Here is a 22,034-nt window from a genome sequence, read left to right on the forward strand (position 1 = left end):
ATGGATGTATTAAGTTTTTTTCAGAGGTTGAACAAGGAAGGGGTGAAGTTGGTGTTAAAAGACGGTTCACTAAGTGTTAAATCAAATAAAAAAATAAGTCAAGAATTACTTTTAGAAATAAAAAGTAATAAATCGTTGATAATTGATCATTTAAAAGAATATCAAGGAGGAAATGCTACTACCGAATTACAACAAAAATATCAACGTAGAGGTACAAATAAAGAATTATTAGAAAAAATAAAGCCATTTGATAAAAAAGATCTTGATAAGATACCATTATCTTTTAGTCAAGATCGTTTATGGTTTTTAGATCAGTTAGAAGGAACATTAGCTTATCATATACCTACTATTATTCGCTTAGAAGGAGCGTTAGATATACCTGTATTAGAAGAGTCAATAAAAACGATTGTAGCTCGTCATGAAGTATTACGTACTAATATTTTATCAACTAATGGTATAGGATATCAAGATTTAATGAGCGCTGATGCTTGGTCATTAGATCAGAATAAAATAACAAATGAGGAATTACTAACTAGTAGTTTACAAGAGTATATTAATATTCCATTTGATTTATCCAAAGATTATAAATTACGATCATGTTTATACAGTTTAGGAAATAATGAGTATGTATTAGCATGTGTTTTCCACCATATTGCTAGTGATGGTTGGTCATCAGGGATTTTAACAAATGAATTTGTAGAATTATATAGTGCATTAAAACAAAATAAAACAGTAAATCTTCCTAAGTTAAGCTTGCAATATGCAGATTATGCAATTTGGCAACGAGAGTATTTAGAAGGTGAAGTTTTAGATAAGCAATTATCTTATTGGGAAGAGAAATTAAAAGATATAAGTACTTTATCATTACCCACTGATTATGCACGCCCTTCTACACAAAGTACAGTAGGATCAAATTGCTCTTTAGAATTAGATGAAGAATTGAGTTTATCAATAAAAGCTTTGTCTAATAAAGAAGGAGTTACGTTGTTTATGTTCTTGTTATCAGCTTTTAAAGTGTTGTTAGCAAGATATAGCGGTCAAGAAGATATCTGTGTAGGTACTCCTATAGCAAATCGTACACAGTCAGAGTTAGAAGAAATGATAGGTTTCTTTGTAAATACTTTGGCGTTACGAAGTAATTTGACCTCAGATCTTAGTTTTAAAAAGCTATTAGCAGAAGTTAAACAAACCACTTTAAAGAGTTACGATAATCAGTTAGCTCCTTTTGAAAAAGTAGTAGATCGAGTCGTTAAGTCTAGAGAAATGAGTGTAAGTCCTTTATTTCAAGTAATGTTTGTGTTACAGAATACACCATCAAATTCAGGTGTAGAAATGGAAGGAGTTGTTATTTCAGAATACAATTTAGATAGAGGAACTTCTCAATTTGATTTAACATTAAACGCCTCTGAAAAAGAGTCAGGTATTTTGTTAACTCTTGAATATTGTACAGCTTTATTCAATAAAACTACCATTGAACAAATATTAGTTCATTATCAAGAACTATTAAAAGATATTGTAAATGATATCACACAGCCTATTGGTAGCTTGTCAATGCTAACAGAAAAAGAAGAGCGTCAATTAATAGAGGTTTTTAACGATAATAAGTTATCGTACCCATTAGAGAATACAATTGTTGACTTATTTAAAGAGCAGGTTAAAAACACACCAGAAGCAATAGCTGTAATTTATGAAGAGGAAACGTTAACATATAAAGAATTAGATGAACGTTCTAACCAATTAGCTCATTACCTACAAAAACAAGGAGTTACACCTGATGCTTTAATAGGTATTTGTTTAGAAAGAAGTCTGGAGATGATTGTAGGTATTTTAGGAATTTTAAAATCAGGAGGTGCTTATGTTCCTATTGATCCTAATTACCCTCAAGATCGAATTAGATATATGTTGGATGATGCTGGAATTAATTTAGTACTAAGTAACACATCTAGCAATAAAATATTAGAAAATAAACCTGATCTAAGAGTTGTTTCATTAGATACGAATTGGAATATTATAGCTGATTTTTCAACTGAAAAACCAGAAGAGTTAATAACACCAAATAATTTAGCTTATGTAATTTATACTTCAGGAAGTACAGGACGTCCAAAAGGTGTTATGATTGAACATAGGAATGTAGTAAACCTAATAGCTTCTCAAACAGAAAAATTTTCTATTGATTCAAAAGAAGTTGTTTTACAGTTCTCAAATTTTGTATTCGATGCTTCCGTAGAACAAATCTTTGTAAGCTTATCAAACGGAGGGAAATTAGTTCTTATTGATAAAGATAAAATTATAAATCCAGAGGAAGTATTAAACATTATTGAAAAAGAAAAAGTTACGCATTTCCATACAACGCCAAGTATGTTAAGTACGTTACCTGTACAGAAAGAATTAAAGTCTTTAAAAAGAGTTGTTGTTGGAGGTGAGGTTTGTAGTAAAGAACTAATGTTACTATGGAGTGAAAAATATACATTTTACAATGAATATGGTCCAACAGAAACAACAGTAACTTCTACAGTATCTGTTTACGATATTAATACTAATGATAAACAATTAAACATAGGTAAACCTATAAATAACACTCAAGCTTATATTACAGATTCAGAGATGAATTTAGTTCCTGTAGGAGTAGTTGGAGAACTATGTTTGGGAGGTAGAGGAGTTGCTAGAGGATATTTAAATAGAGAAGAATTAACTGCAGAAAAATTTATTAATAGTCCATTTAAACTTGGAGAAAAATTATATAAAACAGGAGACTTAGTAAGATGGCTACCAGATGGTAATATAGAGTTTGTAGGTAGATCAGATAATCAAGTTAAGATTAGAGGTTATCGTATTGAGTTAGGAGAGATAGAGAACATATTATCTAGTTTGGATTCAGTAAGTCATTCATGCGTTTTAGCAAAAGAAGATATTACAGGAAATAAACGTTTGGTAGGTTATGTAGTTTGTGAAGAAAGGTTAGATAAAGAGATAATACAGGAAGAATTAAAGAAAAGCTTACCAGATTATATGGTTCCTACCTTATGGGTTGAGGTTGAAGAAATGCCATTAACATTTAACGGAAAGCTAGATAGAAAAGCCTTGCCAGAACCAGATGACGCTATATTATCTACTAAAACATATGTGGCTCCTAGAAATGAAACTGAGCAAGTTTTAGTAACAATTTGGCAAGAGTTATTAGGTGTAGAAAAAATAGGAGTTTATGATAGTTTCTTTGAGTTAGGAGGCCATAGTTTATTAGTTATTCAATTAATATCTAGTTTACAAAAAAATGGATATAACATAGCTGTTAAAGATATTTTTTCTAACGCAACAATAGCTGCTATAAGTGAAAAGATAGCATCATCTGATTCAGTTTATAAGGTACCATCTAATGGAATAGAAATAGATACAGATCGTATCGTTCCAGAAATGGTTCCGTTGTTAAACTTTGAACAAGAAGATTTAGATAGAATTGTAGAAAGTGTAGCGGGAGGTGTTTCTAATATTCAAGATATTTATCCATTATCTGCATTACAAGAGGGGATTTATTTTCATCATTTAATGAGTGATAAAAAAGAAGGAGACCCATATGTTTTACCAAATCTAATATCATTTGCAGATGAAGAAAAACGTACTTCTTTTATAGAAGCTTTACAGTTTGTAGTAAACCGTCATGATGTTTTACGAACATGTGTTTTAAGTGAAGGTCTTCCACAGGCAGTTCAAGTGGTACTTAGAGAAGCTAAACTATCAGTAGAGAGTTTAACAATTGATAGCTCTAAAAATATAGTATCTGAATTAGAACACCTAACATCACCTGGAAACCAATGGATGGATGTTTCTAAAGCACCACTGTTATCATTAAAAACAGTTGATAATCCTGTTGATAACAATTACTACTTAGTAGTTAATCAACATCACTTAGTTTTTGACCATGTAGCTTTAGAAAAAGTTGTAAAGGAAGTAGAAGCATATCTATTAGGAAAAGAAGCAAATTTACCAACACCTGTTTTATATAGAGAATTTATAGGGTATACATTACATCAACAATCTATTAATGATAGTGCTACATATTTCAAAGGACTATTTGAAAGTGTAGATGAACCTACTTATCCTTTTGAATTATCAAACATCCGAGGAAATGGAAGTGATATAAAAGAATCTCGTATACTTTTACCAACAGAGTTAAGTAAAAATCTTCGAGAATTTAGTACACATTTAGGAATGAGCCCAGCCGTTTTATTTCATGCGGCTTACGGTTTAATTATAAGTAAATGCAGTAATAAAGATTATGCTATTTTCGGTTCATTATTTTCAGGACGTTTACAAGGATCTCTAGGAGCTGCAGATTCGTTAGGATTGTTTATAAACACCTTACCATTTTTTGCAGAACTAAACGGTAGTGTGTTAGATTATGTTCAGAAAGTTAAAAAACAATTAGAGGAATTAGTATCCTATGAGCAAACACCATTGTCAAAAATTCAAGATTGGAGTGGTATTGCTAATGAAACCCCTTTATTTAGTGCTTTATTAAATTTCCGTCATTCTTCAGCTCCATCTGAAGTGGATACTAATGAAACCAATGATTTAGGAATTAACTTTCTAGGTGGAGAAGAACGTACTAATTATCCATTAGTAATAAATATTGATGATTACGGAATTGATTTTGGTTTGACAGTTCAGGTGGATAATACTATTGAACCAGATCGTGTACTCTCTTATATGAAAACTACTTTAACTCAACTCTTGAAAGAGTTAAAGTCAGAAAAGAGAACATCGATTTCCACATTAACAATTTTACCTAAAGTAGAGCAGAACCAATTATTAAAAGACTTTAATGCTACAGAATTAGTATATCCATCAGAAAAAACGATTGTCGACTTATTTGAAGAACAAGCAGAAAAGACACCAAATGGAACAGCAATAGTTTATGAAGGAGAAGCATTCAGTTATCAAGAATTAGACGAACGATCTAATCAATTAGCTCATTATTTACAAGAACAAGGTGTAACAACAGATACCTTTGTAGGAATTTGTATCGGACGTAGTCTAGAAATGTTGGTAGGTATCTTGGGTATTTTAAAGTCTGGAGGCGCCTATGTTCCTATTGATCCAGAATACCCACAAGATCGCGTTAATTACATGTTAGCAGATGCCAATATCAACTTGGTATTAAGTAACACTTCAAGTAACCGTATTTTGTCTGATATTGAGGGATTAACCACAATCACTATAGATGAAGAATGGAATAGAATAGCTGAACATTCAAAAGAAAGTTTAACCACAATTATAACCCCTTCCAATTTAGCCTATGTAATTTATACCTCAGGAAGTACAGGGCGTCCAAAAGGTGTTCAAATAGAGCATAAAAACGTAGTTAGTTTATGTACCAGTTGTGATTATATTTCTTTAAATAGTGATACTGTCTGGTTGTCAACAGGTTCTATATCCTTTGATGCGACTACTATAGAATACTGGGGAACCTTATTAAATGGAGGAGAATTAGTATTAACCAGTACAGATACCTTATTAAATACTACAAGCTTCAAAGAAATAATAGAAGCCAAGAAGGTGAATACATTATGGATGACGGCTTCATGGTTTCATCAAGTAGTAGAAGAAGATGCAAGTATTTTTAAAGCGTTAAAATACTTATTAGTAGGAGGAGATGTAGTACTATTTAATTACACGAACAAGTTAAAAGAGTTGTATCCGGATTTGACCATTATCAATGGTTATGGACCAACTGAGAATACTACATTCTCAACCACATATACTATTGAAACAAGCAATAGTTCATTACCTATTGGATCACCCATCAAGAACAGTACAGCTTATGTAACAGATGCAGACTTGAATTTAGTACCATTAGGAGTTGTAGGCGAATTATTAGTAGGAGGTTCAGGAGTAGGCCGAGGTTACTTAAACAATGAAGAGTTAACTCAAGAGAAGTTTATTGTCAGTCCATTTAAGGAAGGTGAGAGAATCTACAAGACAGGAGATTTGGTAAGATGGTTACCAGATGGGAATTTAGAATTTGTAGGCAGGAAAGATGCTCAGGTCAAGATAAGAGGTTATCGAATCGAGTTAGGAGAGATAGAGAATGCATTATCTAGTTTAGCATCAGTAAGTCATTCTTGTGTTTTAGTCAAAGAAGATACCGCAGGGAACAAACGTTTAGTAGGTTATGTGGTTAGCGAAGAGGAATTTGATAAAGAAGCTCTTCAAGAAGATTTAAAAGCTGTTTTACCAGACTATATGATTCCTAGTTTTTGGATTGAGTTGGAAGAAATGCCATTAACGAGTAATGGTAAATTAGACAGAAAATCCTTACCAGATTTAGATAATGCTAAATTATCAACAAAGGAATATGTTGCCCCAAGAAATGAGACAGAAGAGGAGTTAGTAGTTATTTGGCAAGACTTATTAGGAGTAGAAAAAGTAGGAATCTATGATGATTTCTTTGAATTAGGAGGGCATAGTTTATTGGTAGTTCAGTTAATATCGCGTTTACAGAAGATAGATTATCATATCACAGTAAAAGATATTTTTTCGAATCCTAACATAGCAAGTATAAGTGAAAAGGTATCGAATTCATCGTCTATTTATCAAGTACCAGCGAATGGTATAACTACAGATACAGAGCGTATTGTACCAGAAATGGTTTCTTTATTAGATTTCGAGCAAGAAGATATTGATAAAGTTGTAGCTAGTGTTGAGGGAGGAGTTTCAAATATTCAAGATATGTATCCATTATCACCTTTACAAGAAGGAATGTATTTCCATCATTTAATGAGTGATAAAGAAGCAGGAGATCCTTATGTTTTACCAAGTCTATTATCATTTACTGATAAAGAAAAGCGAGCTAACTTTATAGAAGCATTACAGTTTGTAGTGAACCGTCATGATGTATTACGTACTTGTGTTTTAAGTGAAGGTTTACCAAGTGCAGTTCAAGTTGTACTTAGAGAAGCTAAACTATCAGTAGAGAGTTTAACAATTGATAGCTCTAAGGATATAGTATCAGAATTAAAAGATTTAACAGCTCCAGGAAGCCAATGGATGGATGTTTCTAAGGCTCCTTTAATAAGACTAAAGTCGGCAGATGATGTAGAAAATAATAATTATTACTTAGTTTTATTAGAGCATCATTTGGTATTGGATCATGTAGGTTTGGAGAAAGTTATCTCAGAAGTAGAAGCCTATTTATTAGGTCAAGAATCAAGTTTACCAACACCAGTTTTATATAGAGACTTTATAGGTCATACTTTACATGAACAATCTATCAATGATAGTGCTTCTTATTTTAAGGAATTATTAGGAGACATTGATGAGCCAACGTATCCATTTGGTTTATCAGATATTCGAGGAAATGGAAATGATATAGAGGAGTCTCGCATAGTTTTAGCATCGAGTTTAAGCAAAGAGGTTCGAGAGGTTAGTACCAATTTAGGGATGAGCCCAGCTGTTTTATTCCATGCCGCTTATGGATTGGTAATAGGAAAATGCAGTAATAAGGAATATGCAATTTTCGGTTCATTATTTTCAGGTCGTTTACAAGGTTCTTTGGGAGCTGCAGATTCGTTAGGTTTATTTATCAATACCTTACCATTTTTAGCAGAACTTAAAGGAAGTGTTTCGGATTATGTGTCAGAGATAAAAAACAGACTAGGAACGTTATTATCATATGAGCAAACACCATTGTCATCTGTTCAAGGTTGGAGTGGAATTTCAAATGAGGTATCTTTATTTAGTGCCTTATTAAATTTCCGTCACTCTTCAAGTGTTTCGGAAGAAGAACCAGCAGATGCTGTTGATTTAGGGATCACAGTAATAGGGAGTGAGGAACGTACCAATTATCCGCTTACGTTAAATGTAGATGATTATGGAGTAGACTTTGGATTAACCGCTCAGGTTGAATCCAGTGTAGGATCAGATCGAGTATTATCTTATATGGAAGCAACCCTGAGAGCATTATTGGAAGGGTTAAAAGCAGACGCGTCTCAAGTGTCAGATTTAAATGTTTTACCAGAGTCAGAAGTACAAGAATTATTAGAAGTATTTAATGATACCTCAGTAAGCTATCCATCAGATATTACTTTTTTAGATTTATTTTCAACACAGGTTAAGAGTTCCGCTAAAAGTATAGCTGTAGTTTATCAAGGAGAGCAACTTAGTTATCAAGAATTAGACAAACGTTCTAACCAATTAGCTCGTTATTTACGAGAAGAAGGAGTAGTGTCAGATACATTAGTTGGTATTTGTATGGATCGTAGTTTGGATATGATTGTAGGAATACTAGGAATCTTGAAATCAGGAGGAGCTTATGTACCTATTGATCCATCGTATCCAAAAGAACGTATTGATTTTATAATAGAAGATACAGCTACTAGCTTAGTACTAAGTAATGAATCCAATCGCTCTATTTTAGAGGCTAAGTCAGGAATAAAGATTGTATTAGTAGACAGTGATTGGGATGCTATTTCAGATTATTCAACTCGAGGACTGAGTTACAAATCAATGTCAACAAGTGATTTGGCCTATGTAATTTACACCTCAGGAAGTACAGGTAAGCCAAAAGGCGTATTAATAGAACATGGTAATATGTTCAACTTAGTAAATTGGGCAATAACTAACTTCAAGGATTCTTTAGAAGTAGGAATGTTAGGAAGTACTTCGATAAACTTTGATCTTTCTATTTTTGAAATATTCACCACTTTATCATGTGGTTCAACCCTACATTTGGTAGACAACTTACTGTCTTTAGTAGAGGATTCAGAGGCTTCAGTTTCCTTGATAAACACCGTTCCAAGTGTATTATTAGGTTTATTAGAATCGGGTTCAATTCCAGATACGGTAAAGACGATCAATTTAGCAGGAGAGGCCTTATTACCAAGTTTGGTAGATCGTATTTATAAGGAAAGTTCAGTAGAAGCGGTTTATGATTTATACGGACCATCAGAAGCCACTACCTATAGTACGTTTATCAAACGAAGCTTAGAAGGAGTTCAAACTATTGGAAAGCCTATATCTAACACACAGATTTATATTTTAAGTGAATCAAATGAGTTGTTACCCAAAGGAGTTGTAGGTGAATTATGTGTAGGCGGTAAAGGAGTAACAAGAGGTTATTTAAACAGAGAAGAATTAACCCAATATAAATTTATAGATAATCCATTTCGAGCAGGAGAAAGAATCTATAAAACAGGTGATTTAGCGAAATGGTTACCTGATGGAACTTTAGAGTATGTAGGAAGAAAGGATGATCAGGTTAAAGTACGAGGTTATCGAATCGAGTTGGGAGAGATAGAATCTGTATTATCATCTTTAAGTACAATTCAAAGTAGTTGTGTATTAGCCAAGGAAGATGTATCAGGTACCAAGAGATTAGTAGGTTATGTAGTTGTAGAAGGAGATTCATTTGATAAAGAAACGGTTCAAAGAGAATTAAAGGCAAGTTTACCAGAGTATATGGTTCCAATGCTATGGGTTGAATTGGAGGAGATGCCATTAACATCAAGTGGTAAGTTAGATAGAAAAAGATTACCAGATCCGGATATTACTTTGTTATCTAGTAAAGAATATGTAGGGCCAAGAAATGAGACAGAAGAGATTTTAGTAGCTATATGGCAGGATTTATTAGGAGTAGAACAGGTAGGAGTTTATGATAATTTCTTTGAATTAGGAGGTCATAGTTTATTAGCAACTCGATTGGTATCTATGATTCGTAAAACAGAAGGAATAGAAGTTTCAATCCGAGATGTGTTTGAACATACTACCATATCAGATTTAGCAGCACATATTTTAACTCAATTCAAAAAAGTTCTACTTCCATCAGTAGTTGTAGAGGAACATCCAGAATATATTCCTTTATCATTTAGTCAAGAACGTTTATGGTTTTTGGATCAATTAGAAGGGACATTGGCATACCATATTCCTACAATTATTCATCTAGAAGGTGAGCTTGATATAGAAATACTAGAGGAATCAATAAGAACAATTGTTTCTCGTCATGAAGTATTACGTACTAATATTTTATCAAAAGAAGGAGTAGGTTACCAATATTTAATAAGCGCTGACACTTGGTCATTAGAACAAGTAGAAATTTTAGATGAAAAATTAGTAGCTACCAGTTTAGAAAATTATCTAAGTATTCCATTTGATTTATCAAAAGATTATAAGCTACGATCACGTTTATATAACTTAGGAAATAATAAATATATACTAGCTTGTGTTTTTCATCATATAGCTAGTGATGGGTGGTCATCAGGAATTTTAACAAATGAGTTTATAGAGTTATACAATGCTTTAAAAGAAAATCGTAAGGCTTTAGTACCAGAGTTAACATTACAATATACGGACTACGCAATATGGCAACGTAAATACTTAGAAGGAGAAGTATTAGAGTCTCAGTTAACCTATTGGGAAGAAAAATTAAATGAGGTAAGTATTTTAAGGTTACCTACTGATTATGCTCGTCCTGTTGTCCAGAGTACAGAAGGAGCAAGTATTTCATTAGAACTGAATGAGGAATTAACTTCTTCTTTAAAAGAATTATGTAAAGAAGAAGGTGTTACTTTATTTATGTTCTTACTAGCTACTTTTAAAGTATTACTATATCGCTATACAGGCCAAACAGATATTTGTGTAGGAACGCCTATTGCAAACCGTACACAAGCTGAATTAGAGGGGATTATAGGTTTCTTTGTCAATACACTGGCATTACGAAGTGATTTAAGTAAAACTCCAAGTTTTAAAGAAGTACTAAAAAAGGTAAAGACTAATACATTAGAAAGTTATGATAACCAGTTAGCTCCTTTTGAGAGAGTAGTTGAGAGAGTTGTTACTACTAGAGATATGAGTACTACTGCGTTATTTCAGGTAATGTTTGACCTAAACAATACAACAGATCAAGGAACTTCCAGTATAGAAGGTTTAGATATTTACCCATATAACTTTGAAGGAAAAACTTCTCAATTTGATTTAAGCTTATCTGCAGGTGAAAATGCATCATGCATTTCATTAGTTATGAATTATTGCACGGCTTTATTCAAAGAAGAAACAATACAATGTATGTTAGTTCATTATCAAGAGTTGTTAACTAGTATTGTAAACGATATTCAAAAGCCTATTAATAGCTTATCAATATTAACAGAGTTTGAAGAACACCAATTAGTAACTGTTTTCAATGATACTAAAGTTGATTATCCTTTAAATAAAACTGTTATAGACTTGTTTGAAGAGCAAGTAGAAAAAACACCAGATGCTATTGCTGTAGTTTTTGAAGAAGAAACATTAAGTTATAAAGAACTAGATCATCGTTCTAATCAGTTGGCTCATTATATACTTAGAAAAGGAATCAAAGCAAATGATTTAGTAGGGATTTGCCTAGATCGTAGTTTAGAAATGTTAATAGGTATTTTAGGAGTCTTAAAATCAGGAAGTGCTTATGTTCCTATTGATTCAATGTATCCCAAAGATCGTATTGATTATATGTTGAGTGATGCTGGTATACAATTAGTGTTAACAGATATAAATACTATTGGTTTAGTTTCTTCTAGAGGTAAATATTCAACTATACTTTTAGATAAGGACTGGGAAATTATAGATAAAGAGAGTTCAGAAAAACCATTAGTTTCATTAGCACCTGAAAATTTAGCCTATATAATTTACACTTCAGGAAGTACAGGGAAACCTAAAGGAGTAATGATTGAGCACGCCTCCTTAGTGGACTATGTGCAAACTTTTTCTACTTATTTTAAAGTAAAAAGTTCAGACACTATTTTAAGTCAATCTACTATTTCATTTGATACTTCCATAGAAGAGATTTTTCCAATATTAAGTGTTGGAGGAAAATTAATTATAGCAGATAATAATAAAGATTTTAATGCAATTATTTCTTTGTGTAAAAAGCATGCTATAACATTATTGAGCACCAATCCTTTTTTAATTGAATTTTTAAATACAACTGTAGATATTGAATCACTTTCATTAAAAGCAATCATTAGTGGAGGAGATGTTTTAAAGCCATCTTATATTGATAATATTTATGAAAAAATTTCAATTTACAATTCGTATGGGCCAACAGAAGCTACTGTTTGTATAAGTTACTTTAAAGTAACTGATCTAACTGATAGTATCCCAATTGGAAAACCTATAGCTAACACAAGTTTATACGTAGTTGATGATTTAGGGAACCTATGTCCATTGGGTGTAGTAGGAGAATTATGGGCTAGTGGATTAGGGATAGCAAAAGGTTACTTAAACAATGAAGAATTAACTCAAGAGAAGTTTATCGCCAATCCATTTAAAGAAGACGAGAGAGTCTATAAGACGGGTGATTTAGTAAGATGGTTACCAGATGGGAATTTAGAATTTGTAGGAAGAAAAGATGGACAGGTAAATATTCGAGGGTATCGAATCGAGTTAGGAGAGATAGAGAATGCTTTGTTAAGAGTGTCTAATATTCAAAATGGATGTGTTTTAGTAAAAGAAGATGGTACAGGCAATAAACGATTGGTAGGGTATATAGTTAGTGAGGAGGAATTTGATAAAGAAGCCCTACAAGAGGAATTAAAAGCTGTTTTACCAGACTATATGATTCCTAGTTTTTGGATTGAGTTAGCAGAAATGCCATTAACGAGTAATGGTAAATTAGACAGAAAATCCTTGCCAGAGTTAGATAATGCTAAATTATCAACAAAGGAATATGTTGCCCCAAGAAATGAGACAGAAGAGGAGTTAGTAGTTATTTGGCAAGACTTATTAGGAGTAGAAAAAGTAGGAATCTATGATGATTTCTTTGAATTAGGAGGACATAGTTTATTGGTAGTTCAGTTAATATCACGTTTACAGAAGATAGATTATCATATCACAGTAAAAGATATTTTTTCGAATCCTAACATAGCAAGTATAAGTGAAAAGGTATCAGAGACAACATCACTTTATCAAGTACCAGTCAATGGTATCACTGTAGATACAGAACGTATTGTACCATCAATGGTTCCTTTATTAGATTTCGAGCAAGAGGATATTGATAAAGTTTTAGCTAGTGTTGAGGGAGGAGTTTCCAATATTCAGGATATGTATCCATTATCACCTTTACAAGAAGGAATGTATTTCCATCATTTAATGAGTGATAAAGAAGCAGGAGATCCTTATGTTTTACCAAATATTTTATCATTTACCGATAAAGAAAAGCGAGCTAACTTTATAGAAGCATTACAGTTTGTAGTGAACCGTCATGATGTTTTACGAACATGTGTTTTAAGTGAAGGTCTTCCACAGGCAGTTCAAGTGGTACTTAGAGAAGCTAAACTATCAGTAGAGAGTTTAACAATTGATAGCTCTAAGGATATAGTATCAGAATTAAAAGATTTAACAGCTCCAGGAAGCCAATGGATAGATGTTTCTAAGGCTCCTTTAATAAGACTAAAATCGGCAGATGATTTAGAAAATAATAATTATTACTTAGTTTTATTAGAACATCACTTGGTATTGGATCATGTAGGTTTGGAGAAAGTTATCTCAGAAGTAGAGGCCTATTTATTAGGTCAAGAATCAAGTTTACCAACACCAGTTTTATATAGAGACTTTATCGGTCATACTATACATGAACAATCTATCAATGATAGTGCTTCTTATTTCAAGGAATTATTAGGAGATATTGATGAGCCAACGTATCCATTTGGTTTATCAGATATTCGAGGAAATGGAAATGATATAGAAGAATCTCGCATAGTTTTAGCATCTAGTTTAAGCAAAGAGGTTCGAGAGGTTAGTACCAATTTAGGGATGAGCCCAGCTGTTTTATTCCATGCCGCTTATGGGTTGGTAATAGGAAAATGCAGTAACAAGGAATATGCAATTTTCGGCTCATTATTTTCAGGTCGTTTACAAGGTTCTTTAGGAGCTGCAGATTCATTAGGTTTATTTATCAATACTTTACCATTTTTAGCAGAACTTAAAGGAAGTGTTTCGGATTATGTGTCAGAGATAAAAAACAGACTAGGAACGTTATTATCATATGAGCAAACACCATTGTCATCTGTTCAAGGTTGGAGTGGAATTTCAAATGAGGTATCTTTATTTAGTGCCTTATTAAATTTCCGTCACTCATCAAGTGTTTTAGAAGAAGTACCAGCAGATGCTGTTGATTTAGGGATCACAGTAATAGGCAGTGAGGAACGTACCAATTATCCGCTTACATTAAATGTAGATGATTATGGAGTAGACTTTGGATTAACCGCTCAAGTAGAATCTAGTGTAGGATCAGGTCGAGTATTATCTTATATGGAAGCAACCCTGAGAGCATTATTGGAAGGGTTAAAAGCAGAGGCGTCTCAAGTATCAGATTTAAATGTTTTACCAGAATCAGAAGTACAAGAGTTATTAGAAGTATTTAATGATACCTCAGTAAGCTATCCATCAGATGTTACTTTTTTAGATTTATTTTCAACACAGGTTAAGAGTTCCGCTAAAAGTATAGCTGTAGTTTATCAAGGAGAGCAACTTAGTTATCAAGAATTAGACAAACGTTCTAACCAGTTAGCTCGTTATTTACGAGAAGAAGGGGTAGTGTCAGATACATTAGTTGGTATTTGTATGGATCGTAGTTTGGATATGATTGTAGGAATACTAGGAATCTTGAAATCAGGCGGAGCTTATGTACCTATTGATCCATCGTATCCAAAAGAACGTATTGATTTTATAATAGAAGATACAGCTACTAGCTTAGTACTAAGTAATGAATCCAATCGCTCTATTTTAGAGGCTAAGTCAGGAATAAAGATTGTATTAGTAGACAGTGATTGGGATGCTATTTCAGATTTTTCAACTCGAGGACTGAGTTACAAATCAATGTCAACAAGTGATTTGGCCTATGTAATTTACACCTCAGGAAGTACAGGTAAGCCAAAAGGTGTATTAATAGAACATGGTAATATGTTCAACTTAGTAAATTGGGCAATAACTAACTTCAAGGATTCTTTAGAAGTAGGAATGTTAGGAAGTACTTCGATAAACTTTGATCTTTCTATTTTTGAGATATTCACCACTTTATCATGTGGTTCAACCCTACATTTAGTAGACAACTTACTGTCTTTAGTGGAGGATTCAGAGGCTTCAGTTTCCTTGATAAACACCGTTCCAAGTGTATTATTAGGTTTATTAGAATCGGGTTCAATTCCAGATACGGTAAAGACGATCAATTTAGCAGGAGAGGCCTTATTACCAAGTTTGGTAGATCGTATTTATAAGGAAAGTTCAGTAGAAGCGGTTTATGATTTATACGGACCATCAGAAGCCACTACCTATAGTACGTTTATCAAACGAAGTTTACAAGGAGTTCAAACTATTGGAAAGCCTATATCTAACACACAGATTTATATTTTAAGTGAATCAAATGAGTTGTTACCGAAAGGAGTAGTAGGTGAGTTATGTGTAGGCGGTAAAGGAGTAACAAGAGGTTATTTAAACAGAGAAGAATTAACCCAATATAAATTTATAGATAATCCATTTCGAGCAGGCGAAAGAATCTATAAAACAGGTGATTTAGCGAAATGGTTACCTGATGGAACTTTAGAGTATGTAGGAAGAAAGGATGATCAGGTTAAAGTACGAGGTTATCGAATCGAGTTGGGAGAGATAGAGAGTGCCTTATCAGGATTGAGTACAATTCAAAGTAGTTGTGTATTAGCCAAGGAAGATATATCAGGTACCAAGAGATTAGTAGGTTATGTAGTTGTAGAAGGAGATTCATTTGATAAAGAAACGGTTCAAAGAGCATTAAAGGCAAGTTTACCAGAGTATATGGTTCCAATGCTATGGGTTGAATTGGAGGAGATGCCATTAACATCAAGTGGTAAGTTAGATAGAAAAAGATTACCAGATCCGGATATTACTTTGTTATCTAGTAAAGAATATGTAGGGCCAAGAAATGAGACAGAAGAGATTTTAGTAGCTATATGGCAGGATTTATTAGGAGTAGAACAGGTAGGAGTTTATGATAATTTCTTTGAATTAGGAGGTCATAGTTTATTAGTTGTTCAGTTAATATCACGTTTGCAAAAGCTAGATTTAAACATAGGAGTAAAAGATATTTTTTCAAATGCTACTATTTCAGAAATAAGCGAAAGATTAGTCTCAGGTACGTCAGTTTATCAAGTACCAGCAAATGGAATAGGAATAGATACAGATCGTATTGTACCAACAATGGTTCCGTTGTTAGATTTTGATCAAGAAGATATAGATAAAATTGTTTCTCAAGTTCAAGGAGGCGTATCAAATATTCAGGATATGTATCCATTATCACCATTACAAGAAGGAATGTATTTTCATCATTTAATGAGTGACAAGAAAAAAGGAGACCCTTATATTTTATCAAATTTATTCTCATTTAAAGAGAAGGAGAAACGTAGATTATTCATAGAAACATTACAATTAGTAGTAAATCGTCATGATGTATTGCGTACATGTGTTATAAGTGAAGATTTACCAAGAGCTGTTCAGGTAGTACTTAGGGAAGCTCCATTATCAGTAGAAGAGATAGGAGTAGATACATCTGTCGAGATTTTACCATATTTAGAGGAATTAAGATCGTCAGGAAATCAATGGATGGATGTATCTAAAGCACCATTATTGACATTAAAATCTGTAGATGATTTAATTGAGAACAATTACTATTTAGTTATAAACCAACATCATTTAGTATTAGATCATGTAGGAATAGAGAAAATAGTTTCTGAAATCGCTATGCATTTGTCTGGAAAAGAATCAAGTCTTCTAAAACCAGCTTTATATAGAGATTTTATAGGTCATACCTTACATTCACAAGCTGTTAATGATAGTGAGTTATATTTCAAGGAATTATTAGGAACTATTGAAGAACCTACCTATCCTTTCAATTTATCTAATGTTCAAGGTGATGGTAGTGATATCAAAGAAGCAAAAGTGCTCTTGTCAGAAAATTTAAGCAAAGAGCTTCGAGAAGTTAGTACAAACTTAGGAATAAGCCCAGCAGTTTTATTTCATGCAGCTTATGGAATGGTAATAGGAACATTTAGTAATAGTGATTATGCATTATTTGGTTCTTTATTTTCAGGACGCTTACAAGGTGCTTTAGGAGCAGCAGATTCTTTAGGTTTATTTATCAATACATTACCATTTTATATTTCTTTAGATAAAAGCGTATTAGAGTATATTAAAGAGGTAAAACAAAGATTACATGAATTACTACCTTATGAACAAACAGCACTATCTAGTGTTCAAGAATGGAGTGGAGTTTCTAGTGAAGTAGCTTTATTTAGTGCTTTATTAAACTTCCGTCATTCTCACGTAGAATTACAAGAAGAAGACAAAGGAATAATTGATTTAGGTATTGAAGTTATTGGAGGTGAGGAGCGTACAAACTACCCATTTGTATTAAACGTAGATGATTATGGAGTAGATTTTGAGTTAACCGCTCAGATAGACGATAGCATTGAAGCAAATAGAGTACTCGTTTATATGCAGAAAGCTTTGCAGGAGTTGTTAATAGGTTTAAAATCTGAAGAAAAGAGACCTGTAGCTGCATTACCTCTTTTACCAAAGGAAGAAGAAATACAATTATTAAAAACTTTTAATGATACAGAAGTAGGATACCCATTAGATCAAACCGTTTTAGATTTGTTTGAAGAACAAGTTAAAAATAGACCAAATGGAATAGCAGTAGTTTTTAAAGGAGAAGAATTAAGCTATAAAGAATTAGATAACCGTTCAAATCAGTTGGCAAACTATTTACTATCCAATCATAATATTAGTAGAGAAAATATTGTAGGAGTTGTTTTAGATAGAAGCGATTGGTTAATAATTTCTTATGTGTCAATTTTAAAAACAGGAGCCGCTTATGTTCCTATTGATCCTAACTATCCAGAAGAACGTAAAGAGTATATTCAAAGAGATAGCGGTAGTAGTCTAATTATTGATGCTTCATTTATAGAAAAATTTAAAGAAAAAGCATCCGACTACTCAAAAAGCTTACCATTAACTCATGTTAATTCTTCTGACGTAGCTTACGTAATTTATACTTCAGGTAGTACAGGGCAACCAAAAGGAGTAATGGTTGAGCATAAAAACTTATTACATTTATGCTTTTGGCATCAATCTGCATACTCATTAACAAAATCTAGTAGAGGTACTTTATTTGCAGGTATTGGTTTTGATGCTAGTGTTTGGGAAATATACCCATACCTACTTGTTGGAGCAAGTTTATACCCAATTTCAGGAGAAGACAGGTATGATTTGAATATACTTTCAAACTTTTTGAAAGATTATAAAATTACGCATACCTATATACCAACCTTATTATGTGAAAGCTTAATAGAAGAAGAAATTGCATTACCAGATACTACCATTTTAACAGGAGGAGATACTTTATCTATAAATAAAACAACAGAACTTACAATTTACAACAACTATGGTCCTACAGAAGCCACAGTAGTTGCTACAAATTATAAAGTAGATGATACTTCAATACCTAAAATTCCAATAGGTAAACCTATTGACAATACTAAGGTTTATATTACAAATTCAGCAATGAATTTAGTGCCTGTAGGTGTAGTTGGAGAACTATGTATTGGAGGTACTGGAGTAGCCAAAGGATACTTAAATAAAGAAGAATTAACAGAATTATCTTTTGTTGACAACCCATTTAAACAAGGAGATAAACTTTATAAAACTGGAGATTTAGCTAAATGGTTACCTGACGGAAACATAGAGTTTATAGGAAGGAAAGATAATCAAGTGAAAATACGTGGTTATCGAATAGAATTAGGAGAAATAGAAAATGCATTATCAAATCTAGAAACCATTTATCAATCTTGTGTATTAGCCAAAGAAGATGTTAATGGTAATAAACGTCTAGTAGGATATATAGTTACAGAAGGAGAATTCAATAAAGAATTAACACAAGAAAAATTAAAAGGTAGTTTACCAGATTATATGATTCCTATGATTTGGATTGTGTTAAAAGAAATGCCTTTAACGGCCAATGGCAAGTTAGATAGAAAGTCATTACCTGAACCTGATAGTACAGAATTATCAAGTAGAAAATATGTAGCGCCAAGAAATCAAGTTGAGAAACAATTAGCAACAATTTGGAAAGAGTTATTAAATATAGAACAAGTAGGTGTTTATGATAATTTCTTTGAATTAGGAGGCCATTCTTTATTAGCAACCCGATTGGTTTCTATGATTCGTAAAGAATTACAAAAAGAGGTTACCATTCAAGAGGTATTTCAATCGCCAACTATTATAGATTTAGCATTAAATATCTCAAATCAACATAAAAGAGCATTACTTCCAGCTATTATTGCTGAAGATCGACCAAAACATATTCCTTTATCATTTAGTCAAGACCGTTTATGGTTTCTAGATCAATTAGAAGGAACTATAGCATATCATATACCTACAATAATTAGTCTAGAAGGAAGATTAGATATAGCTGTATTGGAACAAGCTTTAAAAACCATTGTTTCTCGTCATGAAGTATTGCGTACAGTTCTTTATCAAGAAGAAGGAATTGGTTATCAAAAAGTAATTTCTCCAGATAACTGGTCACTACAGAAGGTCATTACATCAGAAGAAGCAAACTTAGATAAAGAAACAAGCAATTTTATAAATCATCCATTTGACTTATCTAAAGATTACATGTTACGATCATGTTTATATGATTTAGGAAATGAAAAGTATGTATTAGCTTGTGTTTTTCATCATATAGCTAGTGACGGATGGTCAGAAAATATTTTAATTAGCGAGTTTACAGAGTTATATAGCTCTTTAAGTTCAGGTAATAAGGCTAACTTACCAGAATTAAATTTACAATATGCCGATTATGCTATTTGGCAACGTAAATATTTAGAAGGAGAAGTTTTAGAAAATCAATTAACTTATTGGGAAGAAAAGTTAACAGGTGTAAGTACATTAGAATTACCTTTAGATTATACTCGACCTTCAATACAGAGTACAGAAGGAGCTAGAGTTTCAGTAAATATTGATGTAGAGCTAACAAATTTACTTAAAACTTTATGTAAAGAAGAAGAGGTTACTTTATTCATGGTGTTATTATCAGCCTTTAAAGTATTATTGTCACGTTACAGTGGTCAAGAAGACATTTGTGTAGGTTCACCAGTAGCCAATCGTACTCAGTCAGATTTAGAAGGTATGATTGGATTCTTTGTAAATACATTGGCATTACGAAGCGATTTAAGCGGCGGAATAAGTTTTAAAGAGTTGTTAAATCAAGTAAAAACAACAACCTTAGAAGGATATGATAATCAATTAGCTCCTTTTGAGAAAATTGTAGACAGCGTAATTACTACACGAGATAATAGTATAACTCCTTTGTTTCAAGTATTGTTTGTATTACAAAATGCAACTGATATTTTATCAAAAGATAAGTCATCAGATATAGAAGCGCTTGATATTTCAGGCTATCAATTTGATACCGTCACTTCAAAATTTGATTTAACCCTAGACGCATCAGAGAATGCTACTGGTATTACATTAAATTTAGAATATTGTACAGCTTTGTTTAAAGAGGGAACTATTGAACAAATGCTATCGCATTATCAAGAATTATTAAAAGGTATTGTAAATGATGTTACACAACCTATTGGTGATATACCAATGTTGCAAGCGTCGGAAAAGAACCAATTATTAAAAGACTTCAATGCTACAGAATTAATATATCCATCAGAAAAAACGATTGTCGACTTATTTGAAGAACAAGCAGAAAAGACACCAAATGGAACAGCAATAGTTTATGAAGGAGAAGCATTCAGTTATCAAGAATTAGACGAACGATCTAATCAATTAGCTCATTATTTACAAGAACAAGGTGTAACAACAGATACCTTTGTAGGAATTTGTATCGGACGTAGTCTAGAAATGTTGGTAGGCATCTTGGGTATTTTAAAGTCTGGAGGCGCTTATGTTCCTATTGATCCAGAATACCCACAAGATCGCGTTAATTACATGTTAGCAGATGCCAATATCAACTTGGTATTAAGTAACACTTCAAGTAATCGTATTTTGTCTGATATTGAGGAATTAACCACAATCACTTTAGATGAAGAATGGAATAGAATAGCTGAACATTCAAAAGAAAGTTTAACCACAATTATAACACCTTCTAATTTAGCCTATGTAATTTATACCTCAGGAAGTACAGGACGTCCAAAAGGTGTTCAGATAGAACATAAAAACGTAGTTAGTTTATGTACCAGTTGTGATTACATTTCTTTAAATAGTGATACCGTATGGTTGTCAACAGGTTCTATATCCTTTGATGCGACTACTATAGAGTACTGGGGAACCTTATTAAATGGAGGAGAATTAGTATTAACCAGTACAGATACCTTATTAAATACTACAAGCTTCAAAGAAATAATAGAAACCAAGAAGGTGAATACATTATGGATGACGGCTTCATGGTTTCATCAAGTAGTAGAAGAAGATGCAAGTATTTTTAAAAGGTTAAAATACTTATTAGTAGGAGGAGATGTAGTACTATTTAATTACACGAACAAGTTAAAAGAGTTGTATCCAGATTTGACCATTATCAATGGTTATGGACCAACTGAGAATACTACATTCTCAACCACATATACTATTGAAACAAGTAATAGTTCATTACCTATCGGATCACCCATCAAGAACAGTACAGCTTATGTAACAGATGCAGACTTGAATTTAGTACCATTAGGAGTTGTAGGCGAATTATTAGTAGGAGGTTCAGGAGTAGGCCGAGGTTACTTAAACAATGAAGAGTTAACTCAAGAGAAGTTTATTGTCAGTCCATTTAAGGAAGGAGAGAGAATCTACAAGACAGGAGATTTGGTAAGATGGTTACCAGATGGGAATTTAGAATTTGTAGGCAGGAAAGATGCTCAGGTCAAGATAAGAGGTTATCGAATCGAGTTAGGAGAGATAGAGAATGCATTATCTAGTTTAGCATCAGTAAGCCATTCTTGTGTTTTAGTCAAAGAAGATACCGCAGGGAATAAACGTTTAGT

The 22,034-nt window shown here is 32.6% G+C and carries 1 protein-coding gene (running past one end of the window); it reads left to right on the plus strand.

Annotated features, from left to right (window positions below; genetic code table 11):
• Positions 1-22,034, plus strand: the 5' portion of a protein-coding gene (locus ABNT65_RS15430; protein WP_348746236.1) for a non-ribosomal peptide synthase/polyketide synthase. 3,727 nt of this gene lie beyond the right edge of the window; the window shows 22,034 of its 25,761 coding nt (coding positions 1-22,034); the start codon lies at positions 1-3; its stop codon lies off the right edge, out of view.

Origin of the sequence: Tenacibaculum sp. 190524A02b (assembly GCF_964036645.1) — a bacterium.
GTDB lineage: Bacteria > Bacteroidota > Bacteroidia > Flavobacteriales > Flavobacteriaceae > Polaribacter > Polaribacter vairaonense.